Source organism: Streptomyces sp. NPDC018833 (genome assembly GCF_044390825.1).
GTDB lineage: Bacteria > Actinomycetota > Actinomycetes > Streptomycetales > Streptomycetaceae > Streptomyces.
The window spans coordinates 670,004-688,318 of record NZ_JBIRZM010000001.1; the positions used below are offsets into that span (position 1 = coordinate 670,004).

Sequence of the window (18,315 nt, forward strand, 5' to 3'; positions counted from 1 at the left end):
CGCGCCGGGAGCGGATCCGCCGAGAGGTCGATCGGGCGGCTCTGTTCAGCGCCTTCCTCCCTTACGCGGCGGCGGACTTCGCTCTAGTCTTGCGAGTTACCTGCCAGTTAACAATTCGTTGATGGGCGCACCGGGCCCGGAGGTCGATGTGAGTTCCGCGCAGTCCCTTCCTGAAAGCCGCCCGGTTTCCGTGGCGCACCTCTTTCTCTCAAGAGTCGGGGCCACACCCGACCGTGAGGCTTACCGCTACCCCGCGCCGGCCGACGACGGCGCCTCCGGCGACGCTGAGCAGTGGCGCTCGCTGACGTGGGCTCAGACCGCCGAGCGCGTCGAGGCGATCGCGGCCGGCCTGCTCGCCCTCGGTGTACGGCGCGAGGAGCGGGTGGCGATCTCCTCCTCCACTCGGGTGGAATGGATTCTGGCCGACCTGGGCGCGATGTGCGCGGGCGCCGCCGCCACCGCCGTCTACCCCAGCACCAATGCCGATGAGACGGTGTACATACTCTCCGACTCCGGCAGCCGGGCGATCTTCGTCGAGGACGCCGCCCAACTGGCCAAGGTGGTCGCCCACGCCGAACGCCTGCCCGAGCTCGGCCACGCGATCCTCTTCGACCCCCTGGCGGACCTCCCCCAGGTGGCGGGGCTGGAGGTGCTCTCCCTGGCTGAGTTGGAGAAACGGGGGACGGCGTATCTGGAAGAGCACCCGAACGCGGTCGAGGAGACGGTCGGGACAATCGAGCGGGAGCAACTCGCCACCCTGATCTACACCTCCGGCACGACCGGCCGGCCCAAGGGCGTGCGCCTGGTGCACGACTGCTGGTCGTACCAGGCCGTCGCACAGGAGGCCGGCGGGCTGCGCTCCGACGATGTCCAGTTTGTGTGGCTGCCGCTGTCCCACGTCTTCGGCAAGGCCCTGATCTCCGGTCAGATCAGGACCGGCCATGTCATGGCGCTGGATGGACGGGTCGACCGCATCATCACCAACCTGCCCGCCATCCGGCCCACCCTGATGGCGTCCGCGCCGCGGATCTTCGAGAAGGTCTACAACGGCATCGCGGGCAGGGCGAGAGCCGAGGGTGGCGCGAAATACAAGATCTTCCTCTGGGCGGCGAAGGTCGCCCGCGACTACGCAAGGACCGGGCAGGAGAGCATGGCGGCGACCGGAAGGCGCCGGGTGCCCCTGCGGCTCCTCGTCCAGCACGCCGTCGCCGACAGACTGGTGTACGGCAGGATCCGCGCGGCCTTCGGAGGCAATCTGCGCGCCAGCGTTTCCGGCAGTGCCGCCCTCGCCCCCGACATCGGCTACTTCTTCTCCGGCGCCGGCGTGCACGTCATCGAGGGCTACGGCCTGACCGAGACCAGCGCCGGCTGCATCGTCAACCCCGTCGACGACTACCGGGTCGGCACGGTCGGCAAACCGCTCCCCGGCACCGAGGTCCGCATCGCCGACGACGGCGAGGTCCTCTTGAGAGGCCCCGGCGTCATGCGCGGCTACCACAACCTCCCCGACAAGACCGCGGAGGTGCTGGAGAGCGACGGCTGGTTCCACACCGGCGACATCGGCGAGATGGACAGGGACGGCTTCGTCCGGATCACCGACCGCAAGAAGGACGTGTTCAAGACCTCCGGCGGCAAGTACGTGGCGCCCACCGAGATCGAAGGCCGCTTCAAGGCCATCTGCCCGTTCGTCAGCAACATCCTGGTCATCGGCAACGGCCGTAACTTCTGCTCCGCCCTGATCACCCTGGACGAGACCGTGATCATGCCCTGGGCGGCGTCTCACGACCTCGGCGGCCGCAGCTACGCCGAGGTCGTCACCTCGCCACAGGTCCACGAGCTGATCGACGGCTTCGTCCAGCGGGTCAACGGCGACTTGCAACGGTGGCAGACCATCAAGAAGTTCTCGGTGCTCTCGCGAGACCTCGACGTCGAGCACGGTGAACTCACCCCCAGCCTCAAGGTCAAGCGGCCTGTTGTGGAGCGCGAGTACGCCGAGGTCATCGAGGGGATGTACGAGGGTTCCCGCGAGGCCTGATCTCCATCTGTCCGGTACGGCACCTCCCCCAGCCGTACCGGACACCGGGCTCACCTGTCCGAGGAGGGCATTCGGCTCGCCGGACACCAACGCGATCGTCCGGTGGACATGGGCGGCAATGGACGGTGGCAGGCCCTGCACGGCGGGGGAGTTCTTCCAGCCAGGCGGCGCGGAGCACCAACGGCATCCGCAGCGCCATGCACACGTGGAGCCGGCCCCGGCCGTCGTCCAGCTCCGGACATCACGGGTCTGCCGGTGCGGATGCGGCGGTACGTGCCCAGTCCCCTGGCAGCGCCTCGGGCCGCCGGTCGATTCCTGCATCGTGGTGAAGTCAAGGGAGCGTCTGTCTGCGTCGCCGGCTCGTGATGGGCGGACTGGCCGAACTGGCGGTGCTCGCCGCAGTCAACGCCTCCCTCCAGCTGCTGTTGCCCGCGTGGGTATGTGGCCGGCGATCTCCATGACCGTGTTCATGGGAAGGGGACGGCATTCGATGTCGCGTTCTGTGGGGCGCCGGCCTCGCGTATCGGTCGCACCACTGCGCTGCTGATTGCCGCGCGCGCTGCTGCTGGGAGGCCGCGGCCGGACGCTCTGGCCGCTCGGCGAGGTGCCCGCGCTCGACCGTTCAGCGTCCATGCCCCCCGTGCCCGCCGGGCGAGACCGCGCCGGAACGTTGCCCTCCGCGCCGCCCGCGGGCCGACCTCCGAGAGCCCTCTTCGACGTGATCTTGTTTATCTCGCCGGACGGGGAATAGGCTGAGTTTGGTCAAGCTTCTGACTGTCACGATACTTACTAATCTCGACGGGCGGGTGACCGCCCCTGAATCCCGGAGACGATCCATGAGCGAGAACCTCGCCGGAACCAGCCGCTTCCACGAGCCGCTGACCCGTGACAACGCCGCCCTGCTGCTGGTGGACCACCAGATCGGGCTGTTCACCGGCGTGCGAGACATCGACGTCGCCACGCTCAAGCACAACGTCACCGCCCTGGCCAAGGCCGCCCAGGTGCTCGACATCCCGACCGTGGTGACGACCACCGGGGCGGACGGCCTGTGGGGGCCGCTGGTACCGGAACTGGCGGAGGCCCTCCCCGCGGACCTCGATGTGATCGACCGCAGCACCGTCAACGCCTGGGACGATCCGCGCGTGCGGCAGGCCATCGAGGCCACGGGCCGCAAGAAGCTGATCATCGCGGGCGTCTCCATCGAGGTTTGCCTGGCCTTCCCGGCACTGTCCGCCACGGCTGCCGGCTACGACGCGTACGCGGCCATCGACGCCTCCGGCACCTTCAGTGAGACCAAGCGGACCACGGGTCTGCTGCGGATGCAGCAGGCGGGCGTGATCGTCACCGACTACGCCACCACGATGGTCGAGATCCTCGCCGACAACGCCGATCCGAAGGCCTACGAGGTCTACACCGCCCTCGACATGCCGTTCGCGACGCTCGTCGGTCAGCTGTCGGGCGCGTACGCCAAGAACGGCTGACCCGTCCGGCCACCGAGCCGCTCCCGCGGCGCGTATCCCCCGTAAGCGCACCGCGGGAGCTCCCCGGGTGCCGGGCCTTGCCCCCCGTAGAGCCCGGCACCCGGACCCAAGCCCCTCACGCCATGCCCCCTCACGCCATGCCCCACCTGCTGGAGCGCGCCGCGGAATCCGGCGCCGGAAGGAGAACGACCATGCCTGCGGTGACCGTCGACTCGCCCCTCACGCTGCCGCGCATCCCGCTCCCGGGTGAAGCGGCCCGGCAGCGTCCCGTCCTCGCAGTGACCGACGCCCGCCAGGGCTTCGAAGGGGAGGGATTCCCGGTGCGCCGGGCACTGGCAGGGATCGATCTGCGCCACCTCGATCCGTTCCTGATGATGGATCAGATGGGCGAGGTGGAATACAGCCCCGGTGAGCCCAAGGGCACGCCATGGCACCCTCACCGGGGGTTCGAGACCGTCACCTACATGATCGACGGGATCATGGAGCACCGGGACTCGGGCGGAGGCGGCGGTGTCATCGCCAATGGGGACACCCAGTGGATGACGGCCGGCTCCGGCATGCTGCACATCGAAACGCCCCCCGAGCATCTGGTGATGAGCGGCGGACTGTTCCACGGCTTCCAGCTGTGGGTCAATCTGCCCCGCGATCGCAAGATGTCCGAGCCCCGCTACCAGGACATCCGTGGTTCCCAGCTGGAGCTCCTGACCAGTGACGACGGTGGAGCCCTGGTCCGGCTGATCGCCGGTGAGCTGGCGGGAAGGCAGGGGCCCGGTGCGACGCACACGCCGATCACACTGCTCCATGCCACCCTCAGCCCCGGTGCCCGGCTGACGCTTCCCTGGCGCCCGGACTTCAACGCACTCGCATACGTTCTGGCGGGCCGGGGGAGTGTTGGCGAGGAGGGGCGACCGCTGCACTCCGGTCAGCTCGCCGTCTTCGGCCCGGGCGACGTACTCACCATCCAGGCCGACGACAAGCAGGAGGGCAGATCACCGGCGCTCGACGTGGTCGTGCTCGGCGGACTGCCCATCCGTCAGCCGGTCGCCTGGAACGGCCCCTTCGTCATGAACACCCGCAGCGAAGTGATGCAGGCGTTCGACGACTTCCAGGCCGGACGCCTCGGCCGGATCCCGGCCGCATGACCCCGTGCCGGGGCCGCTCAGGCCGCCCGGTCCCGGCACGCATCACGACCACGCCAAGCACTCGCAAGGAAGCCCATGACCACCGTCGACCGCCCGAACCCGCCGCGCGGGCACACCGCCCCCGTCACCGTGCTGGTCGAACGCCGCGTCCTTCCCGGCAGGGAGGAGGAGTTCACCTCCTGGGCGCAGGGCATTCTGGCCGAAGCCGCAGGCTTCCCCGGATACCTCGGAGGCGGCGTCCTGCACCCCTCGGCCTCGGACGACCGCTGGCACCTCGTCTACCGGTTCGCCGATCAGACCTCTCTGCACGCCTGGGAGAACTCGCCCCACAAGGAACGCTGTCTCCGCCACGGCAGCGAACTGCACGAGCTGGTGCGCACCCGCCATCTGTCCGGCATGGAGGACCTGTTCGCCCTGCCGGACCGCGCCACACCGCCCCGCTGGAAGCTGACGCTCGTGGCCGCGGCGTCCGTGTACCCGCTGTCCCTCCTCGCCGACGCTCTCCTGATGCCGTACATCGGCACCTTTCACTCAGCCCTGCGCAACGCGCTGATCGCGCTCTTCTTCAGCGCGGCCATGACCTATGCACTGCTGCCCGCGCTCTCCCGCGTCCTTGGCCGCTGGCTGCGCGGTCCGTCGATCACCCGCACCCCAACCTGAGGAATCCCGCCATGCGTGACCTGCAGTTCGGATTCTCGCTCAACCCGACCACCGACATCGCGGCCCACCGCGACCTGGTGCGCGCGGCCGAAGAGGGAGGGCTCGACCTCGTCGGCGTGCAGGACCACCCCTACAGCCCGACGTTCGTGGACGCCTTCACCCTCATCGCCTCACTGCTGGAGGCGACCGAGCGGCTGCGCTTCTTCCCGGACGTCGCCAACCTGCCGCTGCGACATCCTTCGATGCTCGCCAAGACGGCGGCGTCGCTCGACCTGCTTTCCTCAGGCCGCTTCGAGCTCGGTATCGGCGGTGGCGGCTACTGGTCCGCCATCGCCAGGATGGGAATGACGCCCCAGCTCGGCCGGCCCGAGGCGCTGGCCCAGCTGGGCGAGGCCATCCAGGTCCTGAGAGCGCTGTGGCGGCCCACGCCCGAGCCGGTCACGTTCGAGGGGCAGCACTACACCATTCCGGGGCTGCACAGCGGGCCCACTCCGGCCCACCCGATCGGCATCTGGGTGGGTGCCCAGGGGCCGCGTTCCCTCGAACTGACCGGCCGGGTGGCGGACGGATGGGCCGCACCGATCCCCAGCTACCTTCCCTACGAGAAGTGGGCCGAGTCCAACGCGCTGATCGACGAGGCGGCCCTCGCCTCGGGAAGGAACCCTCAGGACGTGCTGAGGATCGCTCAGCTCGTCGGCACCATCACCGACCGGCCCGGCGACGCCGAGGCCAGGGCGGGTAAGGCCCCCGTCCGCGCGACAGCGGAGCAGTGGGCCGCGCTGCTGGCCCGCCTGGCGACCGAGCAGCCGTTCAGGACCTTTGTCTTCTGGCCGGAGGACGCCACGGTCGGTCAGATCGAGCGCTTCGCACGCGAGGTTGTGCCTGCCGTACGGGAAATCGTTCGTCAAGGCGCCGAACAGGAGCATTCACCGTCATGACCTTGTGGAACGTCACCGCGCCGACCGTGCGCATCGTGGACGACGAGGAAGTGCGCGGCACCCAGACGTGGGTCGTCCAGGCGCCGGGCAGTGTCGAGGCGGTCTGTCAGGTGGCCGCCCGCGTTGCCGCCGAGGACGCCGTCCGACACCGCCGGGGGGCCGCCGTCGACTCCGCCGCAATCACCACCACCCGCTGGAGGAGTCCGCTCGGGGTGCTGGGGCCCACGGTTGTCTGCCCGCAGGCCCTGGGGTGCGGACATGGTGGGCCCGGGCAGGGGGCGGACATCTCCTCGTCCGCGCCCCTTCCGGCCGGGTGCGGGGCTACTGCTGCCTGACCGCCTCGATCTCGAGTTCGATCGCGACGCTGTCCCCGATCAACGCGCGTCCCCCGGTCAGGGGCACGTTGGCCGGCACGCCGAAGTCGGAGCGGTTGATCCGGGTGGACGCCCGGAATCTGGCTCGCGTGCCGCCCCACGGGTCGTCGCCGATACCGAGGAACACCAGGTCGAGGGTGACCGGACGGGTCTCGCCCTTGAAGGTCATGAGCCCCTCGACGCTGTATCGACCGTCTTCCTGTTCCCGTACGGCCGCGGACTCGAAGTGTGCCGTCGGGTAGGTGCCGGTGTCGAAGTAGTCAGGCGCTGCGCAGGTGCTTGTCCCGTTCGGCGTTGCGTGTGTCGATCGACGTGGTGTCGATCTCGGCCCGGACGCTGGACCGTACCGGCTCGTCCCCGACGGTGATGGTCCCGCCGAAGGAGGAGAAGCCGCCGCGCGCGGGCCATCAGGTGGCGCACGGTGAAGCTCACTTCGGAATGGGCGGGGTCCATCTACCAAACGCCGGTGAGCTGGTCGTTCTCGGCGAGCGGCGCTGTGCTCATGGTGATCTCCTGAGTTTGCCGGGGCGTGAGATCGTGTCCGCGCATGAGGCCGTCGAGCGTGGCGCGCAAAGCCGCGTCGTGATCGACTCCGGGGCTCTGAACGGCTGCTAGCGGCCGGTGCCCTTGCGTGACTGCCGTCTGCTCGCGGATGTCTCGTCGAACTGCGCCAGTTGCTGTGCGGTTATGTCCCGGAAGGCGCCTTTGAAGGTGGCGAACTTCCGTTCGCCGATGGCTTCGGCGTGCCGCTGTTCGATGTCGGCCATGATCGCGTCTGATTTGGCCATCTGGTCCCGGCCTCGGGAGGTGGGGACGATCAGTTTGGCTCGCCGGTCGCTGGGGTCGGGGTGGCGCTCGACGTACTCCAGTTTCTCGAGTTCGTCGATCAGGTTGCCGATGACCTGCTTGTGGGTGCCCGACTGGCGTGACAAGTCGGTCGCGCGGCTGCCTTGCTCGTCGAGGAAGCCGAGTACGGCGCCGTGCTGGGGCCGGAGTTCGGGATGCCCCTGCTCCGCCAGCGTCTCGGAGAGTTCCCTCTGGATCGCGAAGAGCAACTGCGCGGACAGGATCGCGAGGGCTGGATCCGCTTGCTTCCTTTCGCTCCGCCGGCCCACACCGCTCTCCTCATCACGGTTACTGACTGTCACGTTACGTAATGATAATGGGCATGTCGCCAGTGATTCCTGTACCGGGCGTGTCGTCGGCGGCGTCGGCACGCCAGGGGCGGCCTTCGACGACCCGTATGGTAATATCTGTGACTGTCACGTAAGTGACTAATGGATCTGGAGGTGTGACACTGAATCCCTGAGGCGCCCGTGGTCGGGCCGGGGCGGGGTCAGCGGCCGGTGCCCTTGCGTGACTGCCGTCTGCTCGCGGATGTCTCGTCGAACTGCGCCAGTTGCTGTGCGGTTATGTCCCGGAGGGCGCCTTTGAAGGTGGCGAACTTCCGTTCGCCGATGGCTTCGGCGTGCCGCTGTTCGATGTCGGCCATGATCGCGTCTGATTTGGCCATCTGGTCCCGGCCTCGGGAGGTGGGGACGATCAGTTTGGCTCGCCGGTCGCTGGGGTCGGGGTGGCGCTCGACGTACTCCAGTTTCTCGAGTTCGTCGATCAGGTTGCCGATGACCTGCTTGTGGGTGCCCGACTGGCGTGACAAGTCGGTCGCGCGGCTGCCTTGCTCGTCGAGGAAGCCGAGTACGGCGCCGTGCTGGGGCCGGAGTTCGGGATGCCCCTGCTCCGCCAGCGTGTCGAACAGCTCCTTCTGAATCGAGAAGAGCAATCGCGTGGAGAGGATTCCGAGGTCCGGATCCCGTTGCTTCCGTTCGCTGCGACGCACGAACACTCTCCTCGTCCGGATACTGACTGTCACCTTTCGTCATAATAGTGGGCGCCGGAGGTGATCAGGCTGGGCTGTCACGACCTTTGTCAGGTATGGGCCCCGCGGCGTCACTGGTTGTGAGTCGCGCTCGGGTCCAGCGTCTGTACGCGGTGAGTGATCTTCCAGTTGCCGTCGATCTTCTGAAGCTGGTCGGTGTAGGTGCCGGTGGCGTAGACGGTGGCTGCGTGCTCGGTCTCGGCGACCCAGTACCACGACCGGGCGGTCGCGCGGGTGCCGTCGACATCGATCATGGCCGGGCCCGTCATGTGGCGCTTGCCGGCTGTGAACCCCTGGTCGCGCAGGTCGATGAACATCTGCCTGATCTGCGCGCGTCCCGTCGCCGATGTGAAGGGACTCTCGTAGTGACCGTCCTCGGAGTAGAGGTCGGCGTAGCCGTCGGCGTCCCGCAGGTCGATGTAGACCTGGTGGCGGTTGAGCACGTCGGTGATCTGGACGATGTCGGCGGTCGTGTCCATGGCGCAGCACTTTCGTCTCATGGTAGATAGTCAAATTATTGACTTTGCGCTTCCGTGTCTGTGTGGTCCTAGGGATCACTGTGCGGCGATGACGGGTATTCCGCCACCAGGGTCGGGGGTGTGTATACCGAGGCGCCGGTCGGTCCGGTGCCGGAGATGGAGGCGTTGTGGCGGATTACGGCAGGCGGCTGGAGTTCGGGTACTCCACCGAGCCCGGTAGGTACGGTGAGGTGCTGGAGTCGGTCCTGCTGGCCGAACGGCTGGGGCTCGACCTGGTGGGCATCCAGGACCATCCCTATCAGGGGAGGTTCCTGGACACATGGACGCTGTTGAGTGCCCTGGCGGCCCGCACGGAGCGGATTCGCTTCTTCCCTGACGTCTCCAACCTCCCTCTGCGGCACCCTCCACTGATCGCCAAGTCGGCCGCGACCCTCGATGTCATCAGCGGCGGCCGGTTCGACCTGGGGCTCGGTGCGGGCGGCGCCTGGGAGGCGGTCGAGGCGTACGGCGGTGAGCGGCGTACGGCGGGCGAGGCGGTGAGTGCGCTCGAGGAGGCGATCACGGTCATCCGGCTGCTCTGGAGCGAACAGCGATCGGTGCGGTACGACGGCCGGTTCTACTCGCTGCGGGGTGCACACCCCGGTCCGCTGCCCGTCCATGACATGGGTATCTGGCTCGGTGCCCTCGGGCCGCGCTCCCTCGAACTGACCGGACGGCTGGCGAACGGCTGGGTTCCCTCGTCGCCGTTTCTGCCGCCGCCCCGTCTGCCGGAGGCTCACGCACGCATCGATGACGCCGCCGAGGCGGCGGCCCGGCGGCCGCAGGACATCCGGCGCCTGTACAACATCGACGGCCTGATCGCCGACGGCCTTGGGCAGGGCTTTCTCGTCGGTCCGGTTGAGCAGTGGGTGGAGGAACTGACGGGCCTCGTCATCGACGGCGGCATGGACACCTTCGTGTTCTTCCCCAGGGGCCCCGTCGACCGTCAGCTGTCGCTGTTCGCCGAAGAAGTGGTACCCGCCGTCCGGGAGCGCGTCGCTCGTGAACGGGGCGCCTGTCCCGCGGCTTCGCCCTGACCGAAGCCTGCGGCTCCCCCGCGCTGGACGTCTCCCCGGGAGGGGAATACGATCAAGTTAGTCAATGTTGTGACTATCAACTTTGTGATTCTCGGCGTCGCGTGAAGGAGTAGAGATGAAGACCATCCGGAGAATCGCCGCCCCCGCCACAGCCGTCCTGGCCGGTGTCGTGGCCGCCGCCGTACTCACGGGCGGGTCCGCCACCGCCACCGGGAGCGACAGCCCCAACGACCGGTTCGCGATCCGTGAGGTGATCGACCGTCACCAGATGTACATCGATCTCAGGGACGCCGACGGCTACGCGAACCTGTACACCGAGGACGGTCGTTACCGGAGCCCGTTCGGCTCCGCCGACGGCCGGGACGAGATCAAGGCCATGTTCATCGACCTGGCCGAGAAGGGCTTCACCAAGGGCAAGCGGCACATGTCCGGCCCCGCCGTGATCGAGGCCAACGGCGCCACCGCCACCGCCCGCTCCTGGTACTGGGTCGCGGAGACCGAGAAGGAGCATGCCGTCTACGCCACCGGCACCTACACGGACAAGCTCCGCAAGGCGGATGGCAAGTGGCAGATCGTCCAGCGCGTGCAGACGCTGGACGAGCTCGCCTCACCGAGCCAGTAACTCCGGCCGATATTCAGGTCGTTCAGTCACCCTTCCCCCTCGCGGAGCCGTATGCCGTCACCGCGCCCGCGCTCTCCTCGGCGCGGTGACGGTTCTGCCGGTCGTCGTCCCCACCAGAGGTCGTCATGCCCCAGGAAGACCGAACCACCGCACTTTCCGCCGCCTCGCCCGCGGGTCACCGCCCGGACACCGGCCCGTCCGCCGGCCCTGTGGTCGCCGCTCTCTCGGTCGCGGTACTGGCCTACGGGCTGCTGCAGACCCTGGTCGCTCCGGCCCTGCCGACCTTCCAACGTCACTTCCAGGTGAGCGGCGACTGGGCCGCGTGGGTGTTCACCCTCTACCTCCTGTCCGGCGCCGTACTGACCCCGGTGCTCGCGCGCCTCGGTGACCGGCGGGGCAAGCGCCGCGTCCTGCTCGCGTCGCTCGCCGTCTTCGGCTCCGGCACCGTGCTGGCCGCCCTCGCCTGGAACTTCCCCGTCCTGCTGCTGGCGCGCGTGGCGCAGGGGGCCGGGGCGGCGGCACTTCCCCTGTCCTTCGGCCTCATCAGCGCGTTGCTTCCCCGGCAGCGGACCGGCCAGGGGCTGGGAATCGTCTCCGCGATGATCGGCGCGGGTACCGGGCTGGGCTTCGTCATCGGCGGCCTCCTGATCGACCACGCGTCGTGGAGGTGGATGTTCGCCGTGCTCGCCGGGGTCATCGCGGTCGCCTTCCTGCTCGTGGCCCGATGGATCCCCGACGACACCGCGCGCCGGGACGAACCCCAGGACGTGCTGGGCACCATCCTGCTCTCGTTCGGTCTCGTTTCCCTCCTGCTCGCGATCACCCAGGGCTCGCATGCCGGGTGGACCTCTCCCACCGTGGTCGGCCTCTTCCTCGGCGCGGCCGTACTCCTGGCCGCTCTGGCGGTGGCCGAACGGCGCGTGCGGCACCCGCTGCTCGCATCGCGCGTCTTCCTCCACCGGCCCATCCTGCTGACACACTGCGCCGCGGCGCTCTTCTACGCCGCGGCCCTGATCTTCTTCCTCCTCGTGCCGACGCTCGCCCAGCTGCCGGCGCAGGGGCCCGAGGGCGCCACGCGGGGATTCGGCTTGAGCGTCACCGCCGCCGGCCTGCTCATGCTCCCTTCGGCGCTCCTGCAAGTGCTGGTGGCCCCGGCGGTACCCCGGCTGGAGCGGGCGTTCGGTCACCGCGCTCCACTGCTCGGGGGCATGGCGCTGGTGCTCGCCGGGAGCGTGGCCCTGGCTCTCTGGCATGCCACGCCACTGCAGGTCCTCGCCGACTCGGTCATTCTGGGGACGGGCGCGGCGTGCTGCTTCGCGGTACTCCCCTCGCTCGTGGCCCGCTTCGCGCCGGGCCACGCGATAGCCACTGCCAATGGCCTCAACACCGTTGTCAGAACGGTGGGCGGCGTCATCGGGACCCAGGTCGCCATCGCGATCCTCAGCACCCACTCGGTCACGGGCTCCGCCCTGCCGGGCCAGGGCGCGTTCACCCTCGTGTTCGCGCTCGGCGCTGTCTTCGCGGCTGTTGGTGTCGCGGTGGTCCTCCTCCTGCCGCGCGCAGTCACAGCACCCCGTCGTTGATGGCGGCGACGGCCCCCTGACCGGGGGATTCACGTCGCAGGCGAGAGACCGGGGCGCGAGGGCGGCGGATTCCCACGGCTGCTTCGGCCCGGCGGAGGCGGACGGATGTGTGACGCCGTACGGCTATCCCGACGCGTCCTGGAGCCGTTCGGAATCGAGGACGGTGATGCGTCCGCGGGCGAGCCGGATCAGGCCACGGTCGGCGAACTCGCGCAGGACCTTGGTGCAGGTCTCGCGGGAGGTGCCGGCAAGTGCCGCCAGCTGTTCATGGGTGAGGGCGATCTGCGGGTGGCGGGCGCCGGGCCGCAACGGTCCGGGCCGGGGCTGTGCGGTGGTGAGGGTCGTCAGCGTGGTGGCGATGCGCTGCGCGACGGATTTGAACACGCTGTCGGACAGGCGCTGTTCGAGGTCGGCGAGGCGGCGGCCGAGGATCGCGGTGATGCGGGCGGAGATCCGGGCATCGACCAGCAGGAAGCGGTGCACGTCGGTGCGGCTCATGACGCATACGACCGCGTCGTCGAGGGCTTCGGCATAGTTGTCGTACATGCGCTGCCCGAGGAGGACCATCTCGCCGAAGATGGTGCCCGGCGTGATGATCGCGGTGGTCAGAGCCCGGCCGTCGGCGGAGACCCGGAAGATGCGCACCCTGCCCCTCTTGAGGATGAACAGCACCTCGCACGGCTGGGTCGGGGAGTACAGCATCTCCCCGGCCGTGTAGGTCTTCATCGGCGCCGCGGCGGCGATGGCCTCCATTTCCTTCTCGGAAAGGTCGCAGAAGATGTCGACCTCGGCCAGGCACCAGGTCCGCTCGGCGTCCTGGGCGTCACCGGTGTCGATCATGTGATGCGTCTCCTCACGTCGTCCCGGCGCCCAGGGCGGGGGCGCGGCTCCCCATGCCGGGCCGGCCAGTGCGTCCGCGCCTTCGGCCAGACAGTAGGACATGGCGGTGCCGCCCGGGGCGCTGCCACACGGTGCACCCCGCGGCGGCATGCCCGGGCCTCCGGGCCGCCCGGGCGGTATCCGGCTCATCTGGCGGCCGCGCCCGTCCGCCTGCCCATCACCTGAGCGATGGAGGAGAAAGCGAGCCCGATCAGCAGCCCGAAGACCAGGTGGCCGCCAAGGCTGGAGGCGGTGACGTCGTTCCATTCGAAGACCGGCATGCCCATATTGGCGGGCATGATCCACAGTGCGCCGATGAACCACCACACGGCGCCGTACGCCGGCCCGAGTACGACCGCGGGTGCCGTCTTCCGGGCGAACCGCCCGAGGACCACGCCGAAGGTGATGCCGGCGAAGACCGAGATGCCCAGGTGGATCAGCCACCCGACGAAGGCGTTGGCCGATCCGAGGAGACCGGCGACCATGGTGATCATCGCGGTGTCCGTCATCGGCCGGGACACCGACATCCAGATGCCGAACCCGATCCCGCCGACCACACCGGCCGCCGCGCCGTAGGCCGCGTAGACCGGGATGGCAGCGGTTCTCGGGGATACCTGCACGGTGGCTGTCATGATGCTCAAGTCCTCTCCTGCGCGGGATGACTACTTCAGCGCCGACGCTAGGACCGGTGACGATGCGGGTATGTGAGCGCGGTTACGTACGGGCCGGTAGATCGTGCGGTCGTCAGGGGGATTTCTCGGCGATGAGCAGGGCGTAGCCGAGGATGCCGTCCGCGACGGACCTGCGGGCAGCGGCCAGGACGGCCGGGGCCGCCTCAAGGTCCACGCCGCCGTCGGTGAGCTTGGCCGCGGCGGTCAGTCGCAGCAGGTTCAGTCGCGCCTCGATCTGGTCGATCATGCGGGTCATGGCCGCATCGTGGCGTTCGGTGCGGATGGTGCGCAGCCCGGCGGCGGCCAGGATCTCGGCGTACTGGGCCGGCGGGCGGGCGTCGGCGATGCAGGCGATCCGCGCGGCGAGGCCGGTCAGCTCGGGCGGGAGCCGGTCGGGGGTGGCGGTGACGTCGGTGATGCCGACCCGTCCACCGGGACGCAGGACACGGGAGAACTCGGCGGCGGCCCGGGCTTTGTCGGGGAAGGTGCACAGGGCGCACTCGCACACCACCGCGTCGAACACGCCATCCGGGTAGGGCAGATGCTCGGCGTCCCCGGTGGTGAACACGGCCCGCTCTCCGAGTCCCGCGGCCGCGGCGGCTCCTTGGGCCAGGGCTGTGTTGGCCGGTGAGTAGTCCAACCCGTCCATCGTCACGCCGTGGAGGTCGGCGAGGAGAAGGGCGGTGGTGCCGCGGCCCGAGGCCACATCGAGAACGCGGCAGTCCTCCGTCAGGCGGAGCCCGTCGGCAAGGCGGCGGGTCAGGGCGGTGCCGCCGGGGTGGTAGGCGTCGCCCAGCAGCAGAGCGACCACATCGGAGGAGTACGCGGCGGCGCAGCAGGCTTTGAGCTCTTCCCCGGTAGCGGCGGGCGAGTCGGCGTTCCGGTGGGTCATCGTGCGCCCTCCTCGGCGGTCGGCCGGGGCGCCGTGCTGCGGGCGGTCTTGGAGCCGTAGGGGGTGTCGGTGAGCCGTCCGGCGAGCGGAGTTGCGTTGGGCACCACGTCGGCGACCGGGACGCCGGACATCTGGGCGCGGACCTGTTCGCGGTAGCCGACGGAGTTGTAGGCGCAGAAGGGGATGAGGCGTCCGTCGGGGGTGATCTCCTCGACGCAGCACTTCATCAGTTGCTTGACGTTGAGGGTGTAGGGGTCCTGGAAGTCCTGCACCACGATCATGAACGCCTTGTCGTTCAGGTCCCTGACGGCCTGGGGCAGGTCGATGCCGCAGGTTCCCCCGTAGCCTTCGGCAGGGGTGGGGGTGCCCCCGGCGAAGCCAGGGGGAGTGCCCCCAGCGCAGCCCAGGGCCCCGGCGGTGGCCAGCAGCTCCTCCTCGGTCGTCTCCGTTCCCATGAACGCGGATGCCGACCAGAGTTTCTCCAGCGCCTCGCGGATCCGGGCGTCGGGCATCACTCGATTGGCCACGTAGTCGAGGTGGTCCTCGATCCGCAGCAGCCGAGGGATGGGCACCACGGTCCGGTCGCCCGGTTCGCCGTCCACCAGCAGGTAGGTGATCGAGCGACAGGTGGGGAAGCAGCAAGGGACGGGGAAGAAGTCGCCCTTCTGGAACCACTGCGGTCGCTGGGCGTTGATCAGCTTGATGACGTCGGGGTTGGTGAGCCGGTTCAGCGGATCGAACTCGACGTGGCGGCCGGAGTGGGTGACGGGCTGAAACGCCACCGACCGGACGGCGGGGTGGTCGATGCCGTACTCGATGATCGCTCCGAGTTCGTGTTCGTTCAGGCCGCGCTCGACGGCGGCGACCAGGGTGACGGTGAGCCCTGCATCGGCGCAGTTGTCGAGCGCACGCTGCTTGAACGTCCGCAGGTCGCGGCCGCGGATCTCCCGGTGGGTGCGCTCGTCGAAGCCGTCGAACTGGAGATAGATGTTCACCGACCTGCCCGGAACCTCGTTGCGTTTGCCGAGCTCGGCGACGAACCGTGTGTCGGAGGCGAGCCGGATACCGTTGGTGTTGAGGTTGACGGATCTGATCGGCCGGTCCTGCGCGAGGTCGATGAAGTCCAGGATGTGCTGGTGGATGGTCGGCTCGCCGCCGGAGAACATCACCACCTCCGCCTCGCCCTCGGACTCCACGAAGGCATCCAGCATCCGCTCGCACTGCTCATGCGTGATCGAATAGCCGTCGCTCTGGTGACCGGAGTCGGCGAAGCAGATCGGGCAATCGAGATTGCAGCCGGTGTTGACCTCGATGATGCCCAGGCAGGCGTGCTGCTTGTGCTCCGGGCACAACCCGCAGTCACTGGGGCAGCCGTCCCGCACCTCGGTCTGGAAGACCAGGGGGAGGGTGCCGGGCTTGTTGAACCGGGCCGAGGACAGGTACTCCTCGGCGTCCCCGTACACCAGGGCCTCGAACTCGCCGTGCTCGCGGCAGCGTTTACGCAGGTAGACCTTGCCCTTGCGGATGTTGACCTGGGCGTCGACCGGCGTCTTGCACAACGGGCAGATCGACTTGGTGAACTCCACGAACACCTCGTCGCGGTCCACTTTGCTGCGTGGCGCGGGGCCTTGGGTCATCAGGGGATCCTCCACTCAGGTGAGACCGGGCTCGGTCTTGGTCTGCTGCATCGGACGGGACGGACACGGACCGGCAGCACTCCTCCCGTTCGGGCCGTCATGCCGCGCAGGCCGGAGCCTGCACGGGATGCGGACATCAGGGACCGCTCTTCTCGACCCCGGGAGGGGATCCCGCGCGCGCAGCGGTTTCGTCCTGCGCGGTGCCCCGGCCGGAGAGGGCTCCCGGGGCCGGTGCGGCAGGAGCCCGGCGGGCTCCGCGCAGCAGCAGCCCCGCGTAGAGCAGCGTCAACGCGTCCTGGGCGAGCACCAACCAGCTCAGCCGCTGGGACAGGTAGACGCCGAAGCAGCCGCAGTTGGTCACGGTGAGGCCGCGTGCGTACGCCTGCGCCGCGAGGAACGTCCACATCACCGAGACGGCCGTGAACACCCACACCGGCGCGACCGTCCGCGATCGCGGGCGGGCCAGGAACCAGACGCCGGACACCAGCTCGCCCACGATCAGTGCCACGGCCGACGCGGTCGCGGCTGCGCCGTCGACCAGCCCGTACGCGGCCAGAATCCCGGGCATGTGCCCGAAGGACGCGAGCTGGCCGACCGCCATCGCCGTGTACACCGCACCCAGCACGATCCGCAGCACCATGCTCCGAACGTAAGCCGCGCGGGAAGCCGAGAACTGTAAGCGCGCTCACCGAACCAGCACCTCATGCGCGAGACCATCGGAAGCACGGGACCCGTTTTCCCGGAGCGCGCATCACGCGGAGCCCGCTCGGTCAGGAGTGATGCCTGGTGAACGCTCGGCAGAAGGCCCGGGCCAGTTCGTCGGCCAGTCGTCGCGCCGGGACGATCGGGGGCTTGCCGCTCTGCTCCTGGGCGGCGGGGTCCTGGGCCGGCAGGCCATCTGTTGCGCCGCTGACGGGCGGACGGAAGGCGATCCGCTCGGGCGCCCGGTGGACCCGACTGTCCTGGCTTCATCGCCCTGGGTGGGCTTGGAGTACCCGGCGTGTGCGCGGCGGGCGAGCGGATCCGCACCGAGGCGGCGGGACCGCGAAGCCCGCCGCCTGTGGTCATGAGTGGGAACGAGTCGTCACCGCGTAGCACGAATGCGACGTGCCGGGGCGGTTGCTCCGGCGTCGCGATCACGCAGGACCTCGACCGGGTGTCCGGCGGCTGCGAGGCGGGCGACTCGTTCCGCGGAAGGCCCCGGCACGGCGAGCGCCCACGGAACCAAGCGCCGGAGGACCGGGACCCGGGAGGACCAAGCCCCGGAGGACCGGGACCCGGGAGGACCGGGACCCTGGACGGGTCGGGGCCTTCGCGGGTCGAGGGCACAATGGTGTCAGCCCTCGGCCTGGCTGATGTTGATCATCCAGGCGACGCCGTACTTGTCCGTGCACATGCCGAAGACATCGCCCCACATCTGCTTCTCCAGCGGGACCGAGACATTGCCGCCTGCGGACAGCTTGTCCCAGTAGGCGCGCAGCTCGTCGGCGTCGTCCCCGCTCACGCTCACGGCGAAGTTGTTGCCCGGCTTGTACTCCATGCCGGGCGGGTTGTCGGAGCACATCAGCGTGAAGCCGTTGTCCGTCTCCAGCATGCCGTGCATGACCTTGTCGGCGTATCCGGGAGGCGCCTCGGACCCGAAGTCGCCGTAGGTGTGCATCGACAGATTGCCGCCGAAGACGCCCTTGTAGAACTCCATTGCTTGCTTCGCGTCACCGGTGAAGCTGATGTACGGATTGAGGCGAGAGGCCACTGCATGATCCTTTCATGACGGTTTGCCAGGTGTGCAGAGTAGCCCTGCGGTGGCCGCACGGCAGTGGGGAACCGCGCGTGTCCGGGGATGTTCGGACGGTGTCGGGTTTCGCGCGGTAAGGGGGTCGGTGTGGACCGATTTCGGGCACGCGTCAAGGAGTGGCGTGGCAATGGACGGTCATTGTTGTACTTACTCATGTTCCAGAAAGCGGTGTCGC

19 protein-coding genes and 1 pseudogene are annotated in these 18,315 nt (G+C 69.0%); 9 read left to right on the forward strand and 11 right to left on the reverse strand.

What is annotated here, in order from left to right; translation table 11 throughout:
• The first annotated feature begins 148 nt into the window (after nt 1-148).
• From ACH5AF_RS03085 to ACH5AF_RS03110, 6 genes are all read left to right on the forward strand, one after another.
• Entirely contained in the window at nt 149-2,035 is a 1,887-nt protein-coding gene (locus ACH5AF_RS03085; RefSeq protein ID WP_398899787.1) for an AMP-dependent synthetase/ligase, read from the forward strand.
• Between the two features lie 836 nt (nt 2,036-2,871).
• On the forward strand, nt 2,872-3,516 hold the full coding sequence (locus ACH5AF_RS03090; RefSeq protein WP_398899588.1) for an isochorismatase family protein: 645 nt from the start codon (nt 2,872-2,874) through the stop codon (nt 3,514-3,516).
• A gap of 191 nt (nt 3,517-3,707) precedes the next feature.
• On the forward strand, nt 3,708-4,658 hold the full coding sequence (locus tag ACH5AF_RS03095) for a pirin family protein (protein ID WP_398899590.1): 951 nt from the start codon (nt 3,708-3,710) through the stop codon (nt 4,656-4,658).
• A gap of 75 nt (nt 4,659-4,733) precedes the next feature.
• On the forward strand, nt 4,734-5,318 hold the full coding sequence (locus ACH5AF_RS03100) for an antibiotic biosynthesis monooxygenase (protein ID WP_398899592.1): 585 nt from the start codon (nt 4,734-4,736) through the stop codon (nt 5,316-5,318).
• An 11-nt stretch (nt 5,319-5,329) separates the two neighbouring features.
• A complete protein-coding gene (locus tag ACH5AF_RS03105) occupies nt 5,330-6,256 on the forward strand; it encodes an LLM class flavin-dependent oxidoreductase (protein WP_398899593.1) in 927 nt (308 codons plus the stop codon).
• Nucleotides 6,253-6,591: a hypothetical protein gene (locus tag ACH5AF_RS03110; protein ID WP_398899595.1), complete on the forward strand. Its 339-nt coding sequence runs from the start codon at nt 6,253-6,255 to the stop codon at nt 6,589-6,591. Before ACH5AF_RS03105 ends, ACH5AF_RS03110 begins: the two co-directional genes overlap by 4 nt.
• On the opposite strand, the pseudogene ACH5AF_RS03115 reads toward ACH5AF_RS03110, so the two are convergent.
• The 5 genes and pseudogenes from ACH5AF_RS03115 to ACH5AF_RS03135 form a co-directional block, all read right to left on the reverse strand.
• A pseudogene (locus ACH5AF_RS03115) lies at nt 6,578-6,883 on the reverse strand (YceI family protein); the annotation flags it as partial. The gene ACH5AF_RS03110 and the pseudogene ACH5AF_RS03115 sit on opposite strands and share 14 nt — an antisense overlap.
• Before the next feature lie 7 nt (nt 6,884-6,890).
• The gene (locus tag ACH5AF_RS03120) at nt 6,891-6,998 is read right to left on the reverse strand and encodes a YceI family protein (RefSeq protein WP_398899788.1); all 108 of its coding nucleotides are present in this window, start codon (nt 6,996-6,998) and stop codon (nt 6,891-6,893) included.
• A 243-nt stretch (nt 6,999-7,241) separates the two neighbouring features.
• A complete protein-coding gene (locus ACH5AF_RS03125; RefSeq protein ID WP_398899597.1) occupies nt 7,242-7,778 on the reverse strand; it encodes a MarR family winged helix-turn-helix transcriptional regulator in 537 nt (178 codons plus the stop codon).
• A gap of 188 nt (nt 7,779-7,966) precedes the next feature.
• The gene (locus tag ACH5AF_RS03130; RefSeq protein ID WP_398899598.1) at nt 7,967-8,467 is read right to left on the reverse strand and encodes a MarR family winged helix-turn-helix transcriptional regulator; all 501 of its coding nucleotides are present in this window, start codon (nt 8,465-8,467) and stop codon (nt 7,967-7,969) included.
• Nucleotides 8,468-8,577: 110 nt separating this feature from the next.
• Nucleotides 8,578-8,985 (reverse strand): nuclear transport factor 2 family protein, encoded by a 408-nt coding sequence (locus tag ACH5AF_RS03135; RefSeq protein ID WP_398899600.1) that lies wholly within the window; start codon nt 8,983-8,985, stop codon nt 8,578-8,580.
• A 167-nt stretch (nt 8,986-9,152) separates the two neighbouring features.
• On the opposite strand from ACH5AF_RS03135, the gene ACH5AF_RS03140 reads away from it, so the two are divergent.
• The 3 genes from ACH5AF_RS03140 to ACH5AF_RS03150 all read left to right on the forward strand — a co-directional run bounded on the left by ACH5AF_RS03140 (nt 9,153) and on the right by ACH5AF_RS03150 (nt 12,266).
• Nucleotides 9,153-10,061 (forward strand): LLM class flavin-dependent oxidoreductase, encoded by a 909-nt coding sequence (locus ACH5AF_RS03140; protein ID WP_398899601.1) that lies wholly within the window; start codon nt 9,153-9,155, stop codon nt 10,059-10,061.
• A 115-nt stretch (nt 10,062-10,176) separates the two neighbouring features.
• Nucleotides 10,177-10,683, forward strand: coding sequence for a nuclear transport factor 2 family protein (locus ACH5AF_RS03145; RefSeq protein WP_398899602.1), 507 nt, complete (start codon nt 10,177-10,179; stop codon nt 10,681-10,683).
• Between the two features lie 125 nt (nt 10,684-10,808).
• Nucleotides 10,809-12,266, forward strand: a complete 1,458-nt coding sequence (locus ACH5AF_RS03150) for an MFS transporter (RefSeq protein WP_398899604.1) — start codon at nt 10,809-10,811, stop codon at nt 12,264-12,266.
• Between the two features lie 123 nt (nt 12,267-12,389).
• Here ACH5AF_RS03150 and ACH5AF_RS03155 read toward each other — a convergent pair whose 3' ends face one another.
• From ACH5AF_RS03155 to ACH5AF_RS03180, 6 genes are all read right to left on the reverse strand, one after another.
• A complete protein-coding gene (locus ACH5AF_RS03155) occupies nt 12,390-13,106 on the reverse strand; it encodes a Crp/Fnr family transcriptional regulator (protein WP_398899605.1) in 717 nt (238 codons plus the stop codon).
• 185 nt (nt 13,107-13,291) lie between these two features.
• Nucleotides 13,292-13,777 carry a hypothetical protein gene (locus ACH5AF_RS03160; protein WP_398899789.1) on the reverse strand — a complete coding sequence of 162 codons (486 nt, stop codon included), beginning with the start codon at nt 13,775-13,777 and terminating at the stop codon, nt 13,292-13,294.
• 112 nt (nt 13,778-13,889) lie between these two features.
• Complete coding sequence (locus tag ACH5AF_RS03165; protein WP_398899606.1) at nt 13,890-14,708, reverse strand: class I SAM-dependent methyltransferase; 819 nt, start codon at nt 14,706-14,708, stop codon at nt 13,890-13,892.
• Complete coding sequence (locus ACH5AF_RS03170) at nt 14,705-16,345, reverse strand: radical SAM protein (RefSeq protein ID WP_398899607.1); 1,641 nt, start codon at nt 16,343-16,345, stop codon at nt 14,705-14,707. The genes ACH5AF_RS03165 and ACH5AF_RS03170 overlap by 4 nt, the downstream gene beginning before the upstream one ends.
• Nucleotides 16,346-16,481: 136 nt before the next feature.
• Nucleotides 16,482-16,985, reverse strand: coding sequence for a MauE/DoxX family redox-associated membrane protein (locus ACH5AF_RS03175; RefSeq protein ID WP_398899609.1), 504 nt, complete (start codon nt 16,983-16,985; stop codon nt 16,482-16,484).
• A gap of 696 nt (nt 16,986-17,681) precedes the next feature.
• Nucleotides 17,682-18,098: a VOC family protein gene (locus ACH5AF_RS03180; protein WP_398899610.1), complete on the reverse strand. Its 417-nt coding sequence runs from the start codon at nt 18,096-18,098 to the stop codon at nt 17,682-17,684.
• Nucleotides 18,099-18,315: the final 217 nt, after the last annotated feature.

What these genes read in the sequence shown, in the direction of transcription:
- ACH5AF_RS03145 (WP_398899602.1), top strand. Translation starts at nt 10,177, where the DNA reads ATGAAGACCATCCGGAGAATCGCCGCCCCCGCCACAGCCGTCCTGGCC.
- ACH5AF_RS03165 (WP_398899606.1), bottom strand. Translation starts at nt 14,708, where the DNA reads ATGACCCACCGGAACGCCGACTCGCCCGCCGCTACCGGGGAAGAGCTC.
- ACH5AF_RS03135 (WP_398899600.1), bottom strand. Translation starts at nt 8,985, where the DNA reads ATGGACACGACCGCCGACATCGTCCAGATCACCGACGTGCTCAACCGC.
- ACH5AF_RS03170 (WP_398899607.1), bottom strand. Translation starts at nt 16,345, where the DNA reads ATGACCCAAGGCCCCGCGCCACGCAGCAAAGTGGACCGCGACGAGGTG.
- ACH5AF_RS03105 (WP_398899593.1), top strand. Translation starts at nt 5,330, where the DNA reads ATGCGTGACCTGCAGTTCGGATTCTCGCTCAACCCGACCACCGACATC.
- ACH5AF_RS03095 (WP_398899590.1), top strand. Translation starts at nt 3,708, where the DNA reads ATGCCTGCGGTGACCGTCGACTCGCCCCTCACGCTGCCGCGCATCCCG.
- ACH5AF_RS03110 (WP_398899595.1), top strand. Translation starts at nt 6,253, where the DNA reads ATGACCTTGTGGAACGTCACCGCGCCGACCGTGCGCATCGTGGACGAC.
- ACH5AF_RS03175 (WP_398899609.1), bottom strand. Translation starts at nt 16,985, where the DNA reads ATGGTGCTGCGGATCGTGCTGGGTGCGGTGTACACGGCGATGGCGGTC.
- ACH5AF_RS03090 (WP_398899588.1), top strand. Translation starts at nt 2,872, where the DNA reads ATGAGCGAGAACCTCGCCGGAACCAGCCGCTTCCACGAGCCGCTGACC.
- ACH5AF_RS03155 (WP_398899605.1), bottom strand. Translation starts at nt 13,106, where the DNA reads ATGATCGACACCGGTGACGCCCAGGACGCCGAGCGGACCTGGTGCCTG.
- ACH5AF_RS03160 (WP_398899789.1), bottom strand. Translation starts at nt 13,777, where the DNA reads ATGACAGCCACCGTGCAGGTATCCCCGAGAACCGCTGCCATCCCGGTC.
- ACH5AF_RS03150 (WP_398899604.1), top strand. Translation starts at nt 10,809, where the DNA reads ATGCCCCAGGAAGACCGAACCACCGCACTTTCCGCCGCCTCGCCCGCG.
- ACH5AF_RS03100 (WP_398899592.1), top strand. Translation starts at nt 4,734, where the DNA reads ATGACCACCGTCGACCGCCCGAACCCGCCGCGCGGGCACACCGCCCCC.